The 16,319-nt window shown below is 76.3% G+C and carries 14 protein-coding genes; 7 read left to right on the top strand and 7 right to left on the bottom strand.

Features of this window, described 5'->3' with window-relative positions:
* Genes AAHH18_RS02760 through AAHH18_RS02745 form a run of 4 tightly spaced genes read left to right on the top strand, consistent with a single transcriptional unit; the run spans position 1 to position 4,488 of the window.
* Positions 1 to 1,617: a sugar ABC transporter ATP-binding protein gene (locus AAHH18_RS02760; RefSeq protein ID WP_343300479.1), complete on the top strand. Its 1,617-nt coding sequence runs from the start codon at positions 1 to 3 to the stop codon at positions 1,615 to 1,617.
* A gap of 44 nt (positions 1,618 to 1,661) precedes the next feature.
* Entirely contained in the window at positions 1,662 to 2,333 is a 672-nt protein-coding gene (locus AAHH18_RS02755) for a KpsF/GutQ family sugar-phosphate isomerase (RefSeq protein WP_283321463.1), read from the top strand.
* On the top strand, positions 2,330 to 3,841 hold the full coding sequence (xylB, locus tag AAHH18_RS02750) for a xylulokinase (protein WP_343300478.1): 1,512 nt from the start codon (positions 2,330 to 2,332) through the stop codon (positions 3,839 to 3,841). Before AAHH18_RS02755 ends, xylB begins: the two co-directional genes overlap by 4 nt.
* A 2-nt stretch (positions 3,842 to 3,843) precedes the next feature.
* Entirely contained in the window at positions 3,844 to 4,488 is a 645-nt protein-coding gene (locus tag AAHH18_RS02745) for a transaldolase family protein (RefSeq protein WP_283321465.1), read from the top strand.
* A 51-nt stretch (positions 4,489 to 4,539) separates the two neighbouring features.
* Here AAHH18_RS02745 and AAHH18_RS02740 read toward each other — a convergent pair whose 3' ends face one another.
* The 6 genes from AAHH18_RS02740 to AAHH18_RS02715 form a co-directional block, all read right to left on the bottom strand.
* Positions 4,540 to 6,900, bottom strand: a complete 2,361-nt coding sequence (locus AAHH18_RS02740; protein ID WP_343300477.1) for a glycoside hydrolase family 31 protein — start codon at positions 6,898 to 6,900, stop codon at positions 4,540 to 4,542.
* Positions 6,897 to 8,126 carry a glycoside hydrolase family 15 protein gene (locus AAHH18_RS02735; protein ID WP_343300476.1) on the bottom strand — a complete coding sequence of 410 codons (1,230 nt, stop codon included), beginning with the start codon at positions 8,124 to 8,126 and terminating at the stop codon, positions 6,897 to 6,899. Before AAHH18_RS02735 ends, AAHH18_RS02740 begins: the two co-directional genes overlap by 4 nt.
* Before the next feature lie 90 nt (positions 8,127 to 8,216).
* A complete protein-coding gene (locus AAHH18_RS02730; RefSeq protein WP_343300475.1) occupies positions 8,217 to 9,485 on the bottom strand; it encodes an ABC transporter substrate-binding protein in 1,269 nt (422 codons plus the stop codon).
* Positions 9,486 to 9,521: 36 nt separating this feature from the next.
* Positions 9,522 to 10,424: a carbohydrate ABC transporter permease gene (locus tag AAHH18_RS02725; protein ID WP_283321469.1), complete on the bottom strand. Its 903-nt coding sequence runs from the start codon at positions 10,422 to 10,424 to the stop codon at positions 9,522 to 9,524.
* Positions 10,417 to 11,418 (bottom strand): carbohydrate ABC transporter permease, encoded by a 1,002-nt coding sequence (locus AAHH18_RS02720; RefSeq protein ID WP_343300474.1) that lies wholly within the window; start codon positions 11,416 to 11,418, stop codon positions 10,417 to 10,419. Before AAHH18_RS02720 ends, AAHH18_RS02725 begins: the two co-directional genes overlap by 8 nt.
* Positions 11,415 to 12,608, bottom strand: a complete 1,194-nt coding sequence (locus tag AAHH18_RS02715; RefSeq protein ID WP_343300473.1) for an ROK family transcriptional regulator — start codon at positions 12,606 to 12,608, stop codon at positions 11,415 to 11,417. Before AAHH18_RS02715 ends, AAHH18_RS02720 begins: the two co-directional genes overlap by 4 nt.
* A gap of 291 nt (positions 12,609 to 12,899) precedes the next feature.
* On the opposite strand from AAHH18_RS02715, the gene AAHH18_RS02710 reads away from it, so the two are divergent.
* The gene (locus AAHH18_RS02710; protein ID WP_283321472.1) at positions 12,900 to 13,367 is read left to right on the top strand and encodes an OsmC family protein; all 468 of its coding nucleotides are present in this window, start codon (positions 12,900 to 12,902) and stop codon (positions 13,365 to 13,367) included.
* Positions 13,364 to 14,086 carry a hypothetical protein gene (locus tag AAHH18_RS02705; RefSeq protein WP_343300472.1) on the top strand — a complete coding sequence of 241 codons (723 nt, stop codon included), beginning with the start codon at positions 13,364 to 13,366 and terminating at the stop codon, positions 14,084 to 14,086. Before AAHH18_RS02710 ends, AAHH18_RS02705 begins: the two co-directional genes overlap by 4 nt.
* Positions 14,087 to 14,605: 519 nt before the next feature.
* Here the strand turns inward: AAHH18_RS02705 and AAHH18_RS02700 are convergent.
* Positions 14,606 to 15,598 carry an aldo/keto reductase gene (locus AAHH18_RS02700; RefSeq protein ID WP_283321475.1) on the bottom strand — a complete coding sequence of 331 codons (993 nt, stop codon included), beginning with the start codon at positions 15,596 to 15,598 and terminating at the stop codon, positions 14,606 to 14,608.
* Between the two features lie 196 nt (positions 15,599 to 15,794).
* Here AAHH18_RS02700 and AAHH18_RS02695 point away from each other — a divergent pair, with 196 nt between their 5' ends.
* Positions 15,795 to 16,283: an SRPBCC family protein gene (locus AAHH18_RS02695; protein WP_343300471.1), complete on the top strand. Its 489-nt coding sequence runs from the start codon at positions 15,795 to 15,797 to the stop codon at positions 16,281 to 16,283.
* Positions 16,284 to 16,319: the final 36 nt, after the last annotated feature.

Genomic DNA, 16,319 nt, shown 5'->3' with positions numbered 1-16,319 from the left:
ATGACGACGTCGACCGGGACGCCGGCTGGGCTGAGCGTCCGAGGGATCACCAAGACGTACTCGGGTGTGTCGGTGCTGCACGGCGTCTCGGTCGACGTCCGGCCGGGCGACGTCGTCGGGCTCGTCGGCCACAACGGCGCGGGCAAGTCCACGCTGCTGCGCACCGTCTCCGGGGCCACCGCCCCGGACGGCGGGCGCATCGTGGTGGACGGGCGCCCCGCGGCGATCGACTCGCCCGCGGCCGCCATCGCCGCGGGCATCGCGACCGTCTACCAGGAGCTGGCGCTGCTGCCGAACCTCACGGTGGCGCAGAACGTCTTCCTCGGGCAGGAGCGGTCCCGCGCGGGCCTGCTGCGCCGGGAGGAGATGCGCGCGGCGGCCCGCGAGCTCGTCGCGTCGTTCGGGATCGAGGTGGACGTCGACCGCAGGCTCGGCGACTACCCCGTCGCCACCCGGCAGATGCTCGAGATCGCGGTCGCCACCCACCGCGACGCCCGGTACCTGCTGCTGGACGAGCCGACCACCAGCCTCGAGGGCGGTCAGGTCGAGCGGCTGCTCGACGTCGTCCGCTCGCTGGCCGCCGACCGCGGCCTGGGCATCGTGTTCGTCGACCACAAGCTCGACGAGCTCTACGCGGTGTGCAACCGCGTCGTGGCGCTCGTCGACGGGCGGGTGCGCATCGACGCGCACGTCGACGAGGTCGGCCGGCACGACGTGGTCGCGGCCATCGCGGGGGACGAGGCCGCCGAGCACGCGTCCCCCGTCGGCGCCCCGGCCCCCGCCGGAGCGGCCGCCCCCGGCGAGAGGTCCGCCCTCGCGCACGGGGCCGCCGGCGTCGCGCCCGCGCGCGCCGTCCCCGACACCCGGGCGTGGTTCCCTGACGCCACGCCCGGGCCCCTCCTGGAGGTCCGCGACCTGCGCGCCCCCGGCGTCGCCGGCGTGACCCTCACCGCCGAGCCCGGCCGCGTGCTCGGCCTGTACGGGCTCGTGGGGGCCGGGCGGACCGAGCTGCTGCGCGCGCTCGTCGGCCTGGCGCCCGTGTCCGGCGGCTCGATCACCCTCGACGGCCGCCCGTACCGCCCCGGCAACCCCGCCCACGCGCAGCGGGAGGGCGTGGTGTACGTGACCGAGGAGCGCAAGAGCGACGGCATCGTGCCGGGCCTCGACTCCCCGATGAACGTCGCGCTGCCCGTCCTGCGCCGCTACCGCCGCGCCGGGCTGCTGGACACCCGCCGCATGCTGCGGGACGCGGACGACCTGCTGGGCAGCCTGCGGGTGCGTGGGGACCGCCACGGTCCGGTGGTCAGCCTGTCCGGCGGCAACCAGCAGAAGGTGCTGCTGGCCCGCGCGATCGCCCAGCGCCCCCGCGTCCTGCTGCTCGACGAGCCCACGAAGGGCGTCGACCTGGGGGTCAAGGCCGAGATCCACCGCATCGTCCGCTCGCTCGCGCACGACGCGGGGCTGACGGTGCTGCTCGTCTCCTCCGAGGAGGACGAGGTGTGCGACGTCGCCGACGACATCGTCGTCGTCTCGCACGGCCGCAGCACCGGCGGGCGGGTCCCCGCCGAGCACCGCACGCCGCAGGCCCTGCGGCACGCCGCCTGGGACGCCGCGTGACCCGCGCCCGCCCCGACCGCCCCACACCCCCGGAGGACAGCACGATGACGACAGCCGCCGACAGCCTCGAGACCGCCCGCGCGATCGTGCGGCGTGAGGGCCGGGGCGTGGCCGACGTCGCCGACCAGCTCGACGCGACGTTCGTGACGGCCGTCGAGATGATCGGCCGGGTCACGGGCAAGGTCTTCGTCACCGGCTCGGGGACGTCCGGGGCGGTCGCACGCCGCATGGCGCACCTGCTGTCGGTCTGCGGCACGCCGTCGCTGTTCCTGCCGGGGATGGACGCCCTGCACGGCACGATGGGTGCCGTGGTGCGCGGCGACCTCCTGATCACCATCTCCCGCGGCGGCGAGTCCGACGAGCTCAACGACCTGTCCCGGCGCGTGCAGCAGCGCGACGTCCCCGTCATCGCGCTCACCGCCGTGCCCGGGTCGTCGCTCGGGCGGCTCGCGGACCTGACCGTGGTGGTGGACCCCGGGCCGGACGTCGACCCCGGGGGCGTCATCGCGATGGGGTCCACGCTGGCGACCGCCGTGTGGGGCGACGCGCTCGCCGCGGTGCTCATGCAGCAGCGGGGCTACGGCTGGGAGCAGGTGCTCTCCACGCACCCCGCCGGCGCCGTCGGCCGCCTCGAGACCCTGCCCCCGGCGCTGCCGGCGCTCGGGACCCCCGCGGCGACCGCCGCCGCGCCGGCCCCCGGGGCCGTGCAGCCGTGACGGGCGTCGTCGCGGGGGTCGACTCCTCGACCCAGTCCTGCACCGTCGAGCTGCGCGACGCGGACGACGGGCGGCTGCTGGGCACGGGGCGCAGCCCGCACCCGCCGACGTCGCCGCCGGTCAGCGAGCAGCACCCGGACGCGTGGTGGCGGGCGCTGGAGCAGGCGCTCGCCGCCGCCCTGGCCGCCGCGGGGCTCGCGGCGCGGGACGTCGATGCGGTCTCCGTGGCGGCGCAGTGCCACGGCCTCGTCATGCTGGGCGCCGACGGCCGCGTGCTGCGCCCGGCGAAGCTCTGGAACGACACCACGTCCAGCCCGCAGGCCGCGGCGCTGGTGCGCGAGCTCGGCGCGGCGCGCTGGGCCGACGCCGTCGGGTCCGTGCCGACCGCGGCGTTCACGATCACCAAGCTCGCGTGGGTCGCCGAGCACGAGCCGCGGCACCTCGACGCGCTGCGCTCCGTGCTGCTGCCCCACGACTACCTGACCCGCCGCCTGACGGGCCGGGCGACCACCGACCGCTCCGAGGCGTCGGGCACCGGCTACTACGCCGCGCACACGGGCCGGTACCTCGTCGACCACCTGCGGCGCTGGGTCCGCGACGACCTGCCGTGGCCGGAGCTGCTCCCAGAGGTGCTCGCGCCGTCCGAGGCCGCCGGCACGGCGAGCACCGCGGACGCCCGCCGGCTCGGCCTGCGGCCCGACGTGGTGGTCGGCGCCGGCGCGGGCGACCAGCACGCGGGCGCGCTCGGCACCGGGCTCGCCCCGCACCAGGTCCTCTACAGCCTCGGCACGTCCGGGGTCGTCATGACGACCTCCCCCACCCCGGTGCACGACCCGTCGGCGTGGGTCGACGGCGTGGCCGACGCCGCGGGCGGGTGGCTGCCGCTCGTCTGCACCCTCAACTGCACCAAGGTCACCGACACGATGGCGCGGCTGCTCGGCGTGGACCACGCGGGGCTCTCGGCGCTCGCGCTCGCCGCCCCCGCCCGCGCGGACCGGCCGCTGCTGGCCGCGTTCCTGGACGGCGAGCGCTCCCCGGACCGCCCCGCCGCGCGCGGGCTGCTCGCCGGGCTGCGCTCGGACAGCACCCGCGAGGAGCTGGCGCTCGCGGCCGTCGAGGGCGTCGTGCTGGGGCTCGTGCGCGGGCACGAGGCGATCCGCGCGGCCGGAGCCACCGCCGACGGACCCGTCGTCGTGGCCGGCGGCGGCGCGCGGTCGGCCGCGTACCGGCAGGTGCTCGCCGACACGCTCGGCACCCCGGTCGAGACCCGCGCGGTCGACGAGGCCACCGCCCGCGGAGCCGCCGTCCAGGCCGCCGCCGTGCTCGCGGGCGCGGACGTGCGGGACGTGCGGGACGCGTGGGCGCCCGCGACCACCGGTGTCGTCGAGCCGCGGCGTGCCCCCGACCCCGAGGTCGCGCGCCGCTACCGGGCGCTGGCCGACACGCGCCAGCCGGACGAGCCGCAGCCCGGGGGCACGTCGCCCACCGGGGACCCGAGCGAGGAGTGAGCATGCTGCTGTACCTGGACGCCGCGGACACCACCGCCCTGGAGCCGCTGCTCGCGACCGGCCTGTTCCGGGGCGTCACCACCAACCCGCTCATCCTGCAGCGCGGCGGCGTCCGGCTGTCCGGCGTGCCGGAGCTGGTGGGCTGGCTGCTCGGCCACGGCAGCCGCGAGGTGTTCGTGCAGACCACGGCGCACGACGTGGACGCCGTGGTCCGCGAGGGCCACGAGCTGCGCGCGCTGTCCGACCGCCTCGTCGTGAAGGTGCCCGCGACGAGCGAGGGCCTGGCGGCGACCCGCCGGCTCGCGGACGACGGGGTGCCCGTCCTCGTCACCGCCGTGTACCACCCCCGCCAGGCGGTGCTCGCAGCCGCCGCGGGCGCCCGGTGGATCGCGCCCTACCTGGGCCGCATGACCGAGTCCGGCCGCGACGGGCACGCGCTGGTGGCGCAGATGGTCCGGGTGCTCGCGGGCACGGGCACGGGCACCCTCGTCGCGAGCGTCCGGACGCCGGACGACGTCGTCACGCTCGCCGAGGCGGGGGCGGACGCCGTCACCCTGGCGCCGGACGTCGCGCGCGGGCTGTTCGCGGAGCCGCTGACCGACGCGGCTGTCGCCCAGTTCGACGCCGCGGCCGCCGCGCTCGCCTGAACCCCGGGCGGGGGGCGCCGGGCCGGACCGGCCGGCCGGGCGCCCCCGCGCTCAGCCCTCCCCGAACACCGCCGCGAGCCCGTCCCAGGCCGACGCCCGCGCGTACACCGGCACGACGTCCCGCGGCACCTCCCGGGTGACGACCTCGCCGTCGCCGTGCGGCACCCCGGCGGCGGGCTCCCCGGTCCACACGTCGACCCAGTCGCCCGCCGGCAGGTAGGTGTCCCACGTGGTGGCTCCGGGCTCCGTGACGGGGTGCACCAGCAGGTCGTCGCCCAGCAGGAACTCCCCGGGCCGCTCCCACACGGCCGCGTCGTGCGGGTGGTCGACGAACAGGCCGCGCATCAGGGGCGCGCCGGTCGCGATGGCCGCCCGGGCGCCCGCGGCCAGGTACGGGACCAGCCGCTCGCGCAGCAGCGCGTAGCGCCGGAACACGGCGACCACCGTGGGGTCGTCGTTGACCTCGGCCACGAACCACGGCGTGCGGTCCCGCAGCGGGAGCCGGTGGTGGTTGAACTCCGAGTGGTACTGCATGACCGGGCAGAACGTCGCCGCGGCGACCGCCCGGACGTACAGCTCGGCGTCGGGCACGGGCCCCGAGAACCCGGCGAGGTCCCAGCCCCAGTAGACGATGCCGGACGCCGACGCGGTGATGCCCGCGGTCATCGACCAGCGGAACGCCTCCCACGTGGAGTTCTCGTCGCCCGCCCAGTGCAGGCCGTGCGCCTGCGAGCCGGTGAACCCGGCGCGGGAGAACGTCACCGGCGCCTTGCCGGCGGACCGCAGCAGGTCCCCGAACGCGCGGGCGTAGTGCACCGGGTTGAGGTTGTTGCCCTCGTCGCCGCGGCGGCCGTCGGCGTACCGCAGGTCGTCGCCCCACGCGTGCTCGCCGCCGTCGGTCTTGAAGCCGTCGACGTCGTAGTCCTCCACCAGGTAGCGCCGTCGCTCGGTCCACCACGCGCGGCCCTCGGGCGTGGACAGGTCGGCCATCAGCGCCTGCGGGAACCACCAGCCGCGGTTGTGGTACGGCGTGCCGTCGGCCTCCCGGACCGCGTGCCCGGCGGCCACCATCGCGCGGCCGTCGGCGAGCACCTGCGCGTCGTGCGGGACGTCCGGGCCCAGGTCGTGCTCCGTCTTGAGCAGCGGGATCTGCCAGAGCACGACCTTGGTGCCGCGGGCGTGCAGCTCGTCGACCATCGCGCGCGGGTCCGGCCAGGCGCCGTCCGGCGGGTAGGTGAAGTCGGCCGCGCGGTGCGGTGCGCCGTCCGGGTGCACGTCGTACCGGGCGTCGCGGAAGATCGTGATGCCCTCCTCGTCCGACCACGCCTCGATGACGACGACGCCGACGGGGATGCCCAGGTCGCGGTGGGCGTCCATGCGGTCCATGACGATCGCCTGGGTGTTCCACTCGTTGCCGGACGCCCACAGGCGCAGCACCCAGTCCGGGAGCTCCTCGGCGCGGCCGACCTCGTCGCCGAACGCCCGCAGCACCTGCGCCGGGGTGCCGTCGTAGACCGCGACGTCGAGCGCCGCGTCCGGCCCGACCAGCGCCTCCACCACCAGCTCGTCGGGTGTGGACGCCCCGACGTCGAACCAGGTGCGCCGGGAGGTGCGGACGTGGAACCCCCAGCCGTCGCCGCCCACGACGTGCGCGAACGGCATGGGCAGGTAGGTGCGGCCGGTCGCGCCCTGCGACTTGTACTGCTCGAACACCACGGCGTCCAGGCGGCGGCCGCGCTGGTCGACGGCGTCGAACCGCTCGCCGAACCCGACGACGTGCTCGGACGGGGCGAGCCGGAACGCGAACCGCACCCGGCGCGCGCCGTCGAGGTCGCGCCACACCCGCACCGACCCGGGCACGACGCGCGGGTGCGCTGCGGCCGGGACGCCGCCGACCGTGACGGGGGCGTCCGGGGCGTCGGCCCACGCGCCCGCGGAGACCTCTGACCACGGCGTCGCGACGATGTCGTCCGCGGCCGCGTCGGCGCCCGCCACCACGAACCGGTACCGGTACCGCACCCCCGCCGCGAGCGCCGGGGCGGTCACGTGCCAGGCGCCGTCGGCGGCGAGCTGGCCCGCCTGCGCGGCCGCGAGGTGCCCGTCCCCGCCCGCGAGCGCCGCGGCGTCGGCGGGCGAGACGGACCCGGGCTCGCACGGCAGCACAGCGACCTCGTCGCCCGCGGCCCACTCGCAGACCACGGACGCGCCCGCGGGCAGGCCGGTCGCGACGACGCCGAGCGCGGGCCGGTCACCGGCGCCGGGGTGCACGGGGAGACGCTGGTCGGCGGACGCGGCGTACGGGTGGCCGATGCCGGCGGGGCGGTGGGCGAGCACAGGGCGGTGGGCGAGCACGGGCCGCGCGGGGGCCGCTGCCTCGGTGCGGGCGGCGGCGCGGTCGTCGGTCGAGGTCATCGGGAAGCCTCCGGGGCGTCGTCGGTGCCGGACTGGTCGGGCCGGCCGAGCAGGCCGAGCTCGTCGGCGAGGATCAGGTACATGCCGTGCGACCACAGCAGCGGCTGCGCGACGGTCCCCCAGCGGTCCACCCACTCGTCGCGGGAACCGGGGTGCAGCAGGTGGTCGGGCACCTGCTCGGGCATCTCCCCCGTCGCCGGGTCGGCGTGCGCCGCGATCCAGCGCAGGTGCGCCCACGCGGCGTCGGTGCGGCCGGCGGCGGCGTGGTTCCAGCCGAGCAGGGCGGACAGCAGCAGCCACTGGCCGCCGCCGTAGAACACGTCGGCGCGGAACCGGTGCACCCCGCCGTCGACGTCGAGGTCCCGGGCGACGGCGTCCAGCGTCGCCTCCGCGACGGGCGAGCCGACGGGCACCAGGCCGAACGGCACGACGCAGGACGCGAGCGAGGCGTCCACGGCGTCCGAGCCGCACCACTTCGCGAGGTGCGGCGCGTCCGGGTCGGCGGCGCGCCCGGCCGTGACGCCGGTGGTCGCGACCAGCGCGGCGGCAGCCTCGGCGGCCTCACGGGCGCGGGCGGACCTGCCGGCGTCCAGCAGCGGGGCGCCGTCGTCGCCCGTCGCCCCCGCCGCGGCGAGCAGGCCGGCGCGGACGGCGGCGAGCGTCGACGGGTGCCGCTGCTCGACGTGCTCCTCCCACCAGTCGTAGCAGGGCCGGTCCCACGTGGCGCACAGGTAGTCGACGGCCACCGCCACGGCCTCGCGGTACGGCTCGAGGGGCCGGTCGTGCCGGGCGGCGTGCGTGACGAGCTGCCACAGCCACATGCCGTACCCGTCGGTCTGGAAGTCCCACCACGGGTCCTGGCCGTCGGAGCCGTCCAGCCGGAACCGCGTCGGCAGCAGGTCGGTCAGCGGGACCTCCTCGCCGGCGTCGCGGCGGGCGAGCACGTCCGCGACCTGCGCGCGGCGGCCGGTCAGCACCCCGGCGGCCCAGGCGTGGAACCGGTCGACGCCGGCCACGTCGCCGTACCGGGACATGCCCTCGGCCGTGAACGAGCCGTCCCGCAGCCACGCGTACCCGCGGTAGGCGCTGAACGTGGGCGACGCCGGGTAGGCGCCGCCGGCGTCCTGGTGCCGGGCGATCACCTCGGCGGAGGTGCGGACGAGCGCGCGCAGGCGCTCCGTCGACGGGGTGGACGACGCGGTGGCCGGCCGGGCGGTGAGGGTCATGGAACGGTCCCGGGGGTGGTGCGGATGGAGAGGGGGCGGGGCCCGCCCGCCGCGCGCCGGCAGGGCGGCGGGCGGCGGGCGGGCGGCGCGTCAGCCGAGCAGCGCGTCGACGCGCGAGGCGGCGTCGGCGAGCGCCTGCTCGACGGTCTTGCGGCCGGCGGCGGCGTTCGAGAGCTCCTCGTTCACCGCGTCCTGCATCTCCTGCTGCGAGGCGATGACCGGCGGCAGCGCGACGGTGTCGAGCGCGTCGAGGACGGCCTGGCGGTTGGCCGGCGGCGTCTGCTCCAGGTACGGGGCGAGCGCGTCGGCGTCGTCCACCGGCGGCAGCTCCCACGAGGACGCCACGCGGGTGTCGACCGCGGTCGAGGACGCCGTGAGGAACTGCGCGAAGTCCTGCGCGGCCTCCTTGACCTCCGACGACGCCGCGACGGCGACGCCGTTCGTGAACAGCGCGGACGCGTGGGTGGTCTCACCCGGCTCGACGACGATGTCCCAGTCCAGCCCGTCGACCTCCGCGAGGCCGCCGAACATCCAGATGCCCGAGTGCCACATCGCGAGCTTGCCGGCCTTGAACAGGTCGGTGTCGAAGTCCGGCGTCCCCGCGCCGTCGGCCTCCGTCGGCATGACGGTGCCGGGCTTGGACACGAGCCACTGCGCCGCGCGCAGGCCCTCGGGGCTGTCGAACGCCGTGGCGGAGCCGTCCTCGGTGAAGAACTCCCCGCCCGCCTGGGCCAGCGCCTTGTAGAACTCGTGGAACGACACCGGCTGGTAGTCGCCCCACACCCCGGCGCCCGTGTCGGTGAGCGCGGTGGCGGCGGCCTGCTCGTCCTCCCACGTCCAGTCGGCGGTCGGGTAGTCCAGGCCGGCGGCGTCGAACAGGCCCTTGTTGTAGAACAGCACGACGTTCGAGTACGACGACGGTAGGCCGTACTGCGTGCCGTCGAGCTGGAACGACTCGAGCAGGCTGCCCTGGTACGGGGCGGTGTCGACGTCCTCCAGCGGCGCGAGGCTGCCGGCCTCGGCGTACGACACGAAGTTCTCGTAGTTGAGGTCGACGACGTCCGCGACGGTCTGCCCCGCGAACGCGGTCTGCAGCTTCGTGAAGTAGTCGGCGTACGGGAGGGTCTCGACCTGGACGTCGACGTCCGGGTGCTCCTCCTCGTAGGCGGCGACGATCGCGTCGAGGTCCTCCTCGTGGCCGTCGTTCGACGTGAAGTTCATGTAGCGGACGACCGTCTGCCCGTCGGTCGCGGCGCCGCCCGAGGTGGCGGAGCCCTGTGCGCACCCGGCCATCACCACCGCCCCGGCGAGGGCGAGCGGGACGAGCGCGACCTTGCGCCCGGAGATGCTGGAGGCCATGGGAGCCTCTCCTTCCAGTGGGGGTGTGGGTGGTGCTTACTTGAGGCCGGTGTGTGCCATGCCGGCGATGATGTGGCGCTGGGCCACGAGGTAGACGAGGGCGATCGGCAGGATCGAGACCACGGACCCGGCCATGACGACGTCCCACTGGGTGGTGAACTGCCCCTGGAGGGTCGCCAGGCCGAGCGGCAGCGTCATGAGCTCCGGGGAGCGGATGACGACGAGCGGCCAGAGGAACGAGTTCCACGAGCCCATGAACGCGAACACCGCGAGCGTCGCGAGGGCCGGCCGCACCAGCGGCAGGACGACGGTGCCGAAGATGCGCAGGTGCCCCGCGCCGTCGAGCGTCGCGGCCTCGTCGAGCTCCCGCGGAACGCCCTCGACGGCCTGCCGCAGCAGGAAGATGCCGAACGCCGACGCGATCGTCGGGGCGAGCAGCGCGAAGTACGTGTCGTTGAGCCGCAGCCGCGTCATCTGGATGAACAGCGGGACGACGAGCACCTGCAGCGGGATCATCAGCGTCGCGAGGTAGGCGGCGAACACCACCGGCTTCGCCCGGAACTCCATCCGCCCGAACGCGTACGCCGCCATCGACGCGGTCACGAGCTGCAGGACGGTCGAGACGATCGCGACGAGGAACGAGTTCGCGACGATCCGCCAGATCGGCAGGGACTCCCCGAGCGTGCGGTACGCGTCGAGCGTCGGGTCCTCGACCAGCAGCGACGGGCCGCCGGACAGCGAGCCGCTCGGGGTGATCGACGTGACCACGGTCCACAGGAACGGGAACAGCATCACCCCGGCGCCGACGGCGACGGACAGGTACAGGCCGACGCGGCCGAGCGCGTGGCGGGCGCCGCGGCGCGGGCGTCGGGCGGGTGCCGGACCGGCGGCGGGTGCCGCGGGGGCGGGCGGCGCGGCGGGGGCGAGCGTGTCAGGCATGGGTCACCCACTTCCGCTGGCCGCGCATCTGCACGGCGGTGACGAGGAGGATCAGGACGAAGAGGATCCAGGAGAGCGCGGACGCCTCCCCGGCCCGGCCGTACCGGAACGTCAGGTCGTAGATCTGCCCGACGACGACCTGGCTGGCGCCGGACGGCCCCCCGCCGGTCATGACGAACACCTGGTCGAACACCTGGAACCCGTTGATGAGCGAGATGACGACCACGAAGAACGTCGACGGGGACAGCAGCGGGAACGTGATCCGCCAGAACCGCTGCCACGCGCTCGCTCCGTCGACCCGCGCGGCCTCCAGCACGTCGCCGGGGATCGCCTGGAGCCCCGCCAGCAGGATGACCATGACGAAGCCGAGGTCCTTCCACGCGGACGCCAGGACCACCGAGGGCATCGCCCACTGCGGGTCCGTCCACCACCCCGGCGGCGCGAGCTCGGTGCCGAGCACGCCGTTCACCGCGTCGAGCACGGGCGCCAGGAGCTGGTTCACCAGGCCGTTCGACGGGTTGAGCAGCCACTGCCACACCAGCGCGACGACGACCCACGACGTCACGACGGGCAGGAAGTACGCGGCCCGGAAGAACGCCCGGCCCCGCATCGCCCGGTTGAGCAGCACCGCCAGCCCCAGGCCGCCGGCGTACACCAGCGGCAGGTACCCGACGATGTACCCGAGCGTGTGGCCCAGCACCTTCCACGTGGTCGGCGACGTCAGCAGCTCCGTGTAGTTGCCCAGCCCCACCCACTCCATCGGGGAGATGAGGTTCCAGGAGTGCAGGCTCACCCACAGCGACGACACCATGGGCGCGAGCGTGAACACCGCGAGCGGCACGGCGCTGGGCAGCAGGAAGAACAGCACCCACGCGCGGTTCCGCCACCGGCGGCTGCGGGCGGTGCGGCCGTCGGAGGACCGCACGGGGCGGGTGGCGCCGGCGGGCCGGGTGGCCTCGCGGGCGGTGGCCGCGGGGCTGCTGGTGGTCGTCACGACGTCGCCTCCTGCAGCCGCGCCAGCACGAGCCGGCCCTGGTCGCCGGACGCGCCGCTCACGTCGAACGGGGTGGCGAGCACGAGCGTCGCGGCGCCGAGCGCCCACTTGTCCTCCGCCCACGGCTCCACCACGAACGGCAGCGAGCGCCGCGACGGCAGCAGGTGCGCGCGGAACACCGGGTCGAACCCGCGCTCCCAGTGCCGCCAGGCGCGGATCCCCTCGCCGAGCAGCACGACGACCTCCGGGTCGATCACGTGCACGACGCCGGCCAGCGTCCGGGCGAGCAGGGCGCCGGCCTCCCGGTAGATCTCCTGGGCGACCGCGTCGCCGGCGTCGGCGGTGGCGACCAGCGCGGCGACGCCGTCCCCCGACGCGACCGCGCCGCGCTCGACGGCCCGGGCCAGCAGGGCGGCGTCGCCGATGACGGCCTCGAGGCAGGCGCGGTTGCCGCACTCGCACACCGGCCCGTCCTCGGCGACCGGCACGTGGCCGATCTCCCCGGCACCGCCGCCGGCCCCGCGGCAGATCCCGCCGTCGACCACCAGGCCGCAGCCGATGCCGCGCCCGATCGTCAGGACCAGGAACGTCCGGTGCCCGCGGCCGGTGCCGTACAGCCGCTCGGCGACCGCGAGGGTGTTCACGTCGTTCTCCACCAGCACCGGCACGCCGAGCGCGTGCCGCAGGGCCGCGCCGACCGGCACCGCCGTCCAGCCGAGGGTCGGAGCGGTGACGACGCCGGAGTCCTGCGCGTCCACCGAGCCGGGCAGCCCGATCCCGACGCCCAGCACCGGACCGTCCTCGGCGTCGACGGCCTCCCGCAGCACGTGGCCGAGCGCGTCGAGGGCGTCCGGCCGGGACGGGTCGAACGGGTAGGTGGCCTGGCCGCGGACCTCGCCGTCGAACCCGACGGAGACGACCGCGACGTGGTCGTTGGTGACCTTCGCGCCGATCGCCCGGGCCTGGGCGCCGCTGAGCCCCAGCAGCCGGGCCGGGCGGCCGCCCTGGCTCGGGGCCGTGTCGAGCTCGACGACCATGCCGCGCTCGACGAGCTCGCGGGTCACCTGGGTGATGGTCGCCGGGCTGACGCCGAGCAGCCGCGCGATCTCCGCGCGGCCCAGCGGGCCCCGCGTGCCCAGCAGGGCCAGCGTTGCCGCCGGGACCTGTTCTCCCCGCGCCGTGACGGACACGCGAACTCCTTCGTTCATGACTACCTTTAGTCACAAATTAAGCCCTCGGGCTGCGGGGGTCAAGCACCCGGCCCGGTCCTCCCCCGTCGCCGTCGCCGCCGCGCGGCGGGCCGCACCCTCCGGAGCGGACCGGACGCACGGCGGGCCGGCGGACCTGCCGCGGGTGCCCGCCGCGAGCGCCGAGGCGCCGGCGGCGGCCCGTCGCGGCGCCGCACCGACCGCCGCACGGTCTGCCGCACCGCCTGCCGCACGGTCTGCCGCACGGGCGGGTGCGTGCGAGGATCGGGCGTCATGGAGACCCCGTCCGCGCCGGACGCCACGGCGCACGTCCCGTCCACGGCCCCCGCGCAGTCCACCCGGCTCTGGGTCGAGCGGACCGGCACCCGCACGTACACCGGTCGCAACAGCCGCGGCGCCGAGGTCAGCATCGGCCCCGTCGAGGCCGGCGCGGTGTTCACGCCCGGCGAGCTGCTGAAGATCGCGCTCGCCGGGTGCTCCGGCATGTCCGCCGACACCGCGTTGAGCCACCGGCTCGGCCCGGACGTCGAGGTCACCGTCGAGGTCGAGGGCGCGAACCACCCCACCGAGGACCGCTACCCCGCGCTGCAGGAGCGGATGGTCGTCGACCTCAGCGGGCTCGACGAGGCCACGCGCGACCGGCTGCTGCGCGTCGTGCAGCGGGCCGTCGACCAGCACTGCACCGTGGGCCGCACCCTCAAGCACGGCGCGACGGTCGACCTCGAGGTCGTCAGCCCGTGACGCGCCGCACCCCGCTGGTCGACGCGGCCCTGGACCGGGCCGTGACGATCCCGTCCGCGACCGTCCACGCGCACGTCGACCAGCTCCGGCGCAAGCACCCGGACGCCACGCCGCAGCAGCTCGTCGAGCTGCTCGAGCGCGAGTACCTGCTGCTCGTCCAGGGCACCGGCGGCGCCGTCGGCGCGGCGGCCGCCGCCCCGGCGGTCGGCACGGGCGTCGCCCTGGCCCTGACGCTCGGCGACGTGGCGACGTTCTTCGGTGCGTCCGCAGCGTTCTCGCTGGCCGTCGCGAGCGTGCACGGCATCGACGTGCAGGACGCCGAGCGCCGCCGGGCGCTGCTGCTCGCCACGATCCTCGGCGAGACCGGCGTCAAGGCCGTGGCCGACGCCGGCGGCATCCGCACCGTCTCCGTCGCCCGCGCCCTGCTGACCCGGATGCCGACCGGCACGATCCGCCGCGTCAACACCCGGCTGACCCGGCAGCTGTTCCGGCGGCAGCTCGCCCGGCAGAGCGGCCTCGCGTTCGGGCGGCTCGTGCCGTTCGGCATCGGGGCCGTGATCGGCGTGACCGGCGCGCGGGCGCTCGCACGCACCGTCATCGAGGGCGCCCAGCAGGCCTTCGGCCCGGCACCCGCGGCGTTCGGCGACCGCGTCCTGGTCGTCGAGACCGGCGCCGAGCCCCGCCTGCTCCCCGAGGGCACCCCGGCCCCGCCGCGCTGACCCCGCGGGCCGCCCCCACGCCCGCCGCGAGCACACACCCGCCGGGCACAACGAGAGGCCAGTACCCGGGCACCGAACCGCCGCGCGACCACCAGTTCCTGGCCTCTCGCCACCCGCACCTGGGCCCAGACCCATCGACGTTGCAGCAGATGCGGGGTTCCCGCGCGCGAACCCCGCAACGACAGCAACCTCGTCGACAGGACGACGCGGGCGCACCCGGGCCGCGTGCAGCCAGAGGCCACACCCCGAGCGCACACCCGCCCGACGCATCGAGAGGCCAGCACCCGGGCACCGGCCCCCCGACCGACCACCAGTTCCTGGCCTCTCGCCACCCGCACCTGGGCCCAGACCCATCGACGTTGCAGCAGATGCGGGGTTCCCGCGCGCGAACCCCGCAACGACAGCAACCTCGGCGACAGGACGACGCGGGCGCACCCGGGCCGGGCGCGCGCCACGCTCGCGGCGCTCGTGCGCTCGGGCCATGGGCCGGGCCCGCGTCGCGGGCGGGCCCGGGCCGGGTCACCAGCGGGTGTGGACGTGCTCCCGGATGCGGTCGTCGTAGATCGCCCGCAGGGCGTCCTGGGTGGCCTCGTCCAGCGCGGGCAGCGACGCCGCGGCGGCGTTGGCGCGCGCCTGCTCGGGGTTGCGGGCGCCGGGGATGACGGTCGAGACCCCGGGCTGGTCGACGATCCACCGCAGCGCGAGCTGGGCGGTCGTCGCGCCCTCGGGGGTCAGCGCCGCGACCTCGCGGGCCGCCGCCACGCCGACCTCGTACGGCACGCCCGAGAACGTCTCGCCGACGTCGAACGCCTCGCCGTGCCGGTTGTAGGCGCGGTGGTCCGTGGCGGCGAACTGCGTGTGCTCGTCGTACTTCCCGGACAGCAGGCCGCTCGCGAGCGGGACCCGCGCGATGATCCCGACGCCGGCCTGCGCGGCGGCGGGCAGCACCCGCTCGAGCGGCTTGCGCCGGAACGCGTTGAGGATGATCTGCACCGTCGCGACGTGCGGGCGGGCGATCGCCGCGAGCGCCTCGTCGACGGTCTCGACGGACACCCCGTACGCGGCGACGCGGCCCTCGTCGACCAGCGTGTCGAGCGCGTCGTACGTGGCGTCCCGGTCGAGCACGACGCTCGGCGGGCAGTGCAGCTGCACCAGGTCGAGGGTGTCCACGCCGAGGTTGGCGCGGGACCGGTCCGTCCAGGCCCGGAACGCGTCGAGCGTGTACGCCTCCGCGACGTGCGGGTCCGCGCGGCGGCCCATCTTCGTCGCGACGGTGATCCGCGCGGCGTCCGCGGGCCGGTCCGCCAGGAACCGCCCGATGAGCGTCTCGCTGCGGCCGTCGCCGTACACGTCGGCGGTGTCGAAGAACGTCACGCCCGCGTCGGCTGCGGCGGCGAGCACGGCGAGCGCGTCGTCCTCGGCGACCTCGCCCCAGTCCGCGCCGAGCTGCCAGCAGCCCAGCCCCACGACCCCGACGTCCCGTCCGGTCCTGCCCAGCGTCCTCGTCTGCATGGCCGCGAGGCTACCCGCGGCGGCGGGGGTGCCGCGCGCCCGGGACTGCGGCGACGCGTCGGCCCCGCCACCGCCCCGCCGGGCGTTCCGGGGAGCAAGATGGTCCCTGCGCCCGGATCGGGCCAGCGCCGCACGAGGGGGGTGTCCGGTGCCCGCAGGACCGTCTCATCCGCCCCGGTCGCTCCCGTGGGCGCGCGTGCAGCGGACGCTCGCGCTCGGTGCCGACGAGGCCTGGGCGCTGGTCGCCGACGTCCGCCACCACGGCCGCTGGGTGCCGGCCACGCGGGTGACCCTCCACCGCCCGGACGGCGCCGGGTGGCGGCCCTGCGCACCGTCGTCGCCCCCGGAGCCGGGGGACCTGGTGGTGGCCGTGACCGGACCGCGCGCGCGTCGCGGTGGCGGCGGGCTGGTCGACCGGATGCGCATCGAGCGGTTCGACCCGCCGCTGGGTGCCGCGCCGGGCGTGGCGGTGCTCGTCAAGCTCGGGCCCGTGCTGCTCGGGTCGGCGCGCATCGAGGTCGCCGACGCCGGACCGGGCCGCTCGCGCGTCACGTGGTCCGAGCAGGTGCACCTGAAGGGGCTGCCACCTGGGCTGACGGCGTGGGCGGGGGCCGTCGGCACCGACCGGATGATCGCCCTGGTGCTGGGCCGCGCGGCCCGCGAGACGCAACGAAACGCCGGATGAGGCCCGATCCGCGCAACGAAGCACCGGTCGCTGCGC

It is taken from the genome of Cellulomonas olei (assembly GCF_039548315.1).
In the GTDB taxonomy this organism is placed as follows: Bacteria; Actinomycetota; Actinomycetes; order Actinomycetales; family Cellulomonadaceae; genus Cellulomonas.
Note: the sequence above shows the minus strand (reverse complement) of the source record. Positions and strands in the feature narration are given on the sequence as shown.

Bases quoted from the DNA above. Each gene is read 5' to 3' on its own strand.
- AAHH18_RS02725 (WP_283321469.1), bottom strand. From the start codon at position 10,424: ATGCCTGACACGCTCGCCCCCGCCGCGCCGCCCGCCCCCGCGGCACCC.
- AAHH18_RS02700 (WP_283321475.1), bottom strand. From the start codon at position 15,598: ATGCAGACGAGGACGCTGGGCAGGACCGGACGGGACGTCGGGGTCGTG.
- AAHH18_RS02735 (WP_343300476.1), bottom strand. From the start codon at position 8,126: ATGACCCTCACCGCCCGGCCGGCCACCGCGTCGTCCACCCCGTCGACG.
- AAHH18_RS02745 (WP_283321465.1), top strand. From the start codon at position 3,844: ATGCTGCTGTACCTGGACGCCGCGGACACCACCGCCCTGGAGCCGCTG.
- AAHH18_RS02740 (WP_343300477.1), bottom strand. From the start codon at position 6,900: ATGACCTCGACCGACGACCGCGCCGCCGCCCGCACCGAGGCAGCGGCC.
- AAHH18_RS02760 (WP_343300479.1), top strand. From the start codon at position 1: ATGACGACGTCGACCGGGACGCCGGCTGGGCTGAGCGTCCGAGGGATC.
- AAHH18_RS02730 (WP_343300475.1), bottom strand. From the start codon at position 9,485: ATGGCCTCCAGCATCTCCGGGCGCAAGGTCGCGCTCGTCCCGCTCGCC.
- AAHH18_RS02755 (WP_283321463.1), top strand. From the start codon at position 1,662: ATGACGACAGCCGCCGACAGCCTCGAGACCGCCCGCGCGATCGTGCGG.
- AAHH18_RS02710 (WP_283321472.1), top strand. From the start codon at position 12,900: ATGGAGACCCCGTCCGCGCCGGACGCCACGGCGCACGTCCCGTCCACG.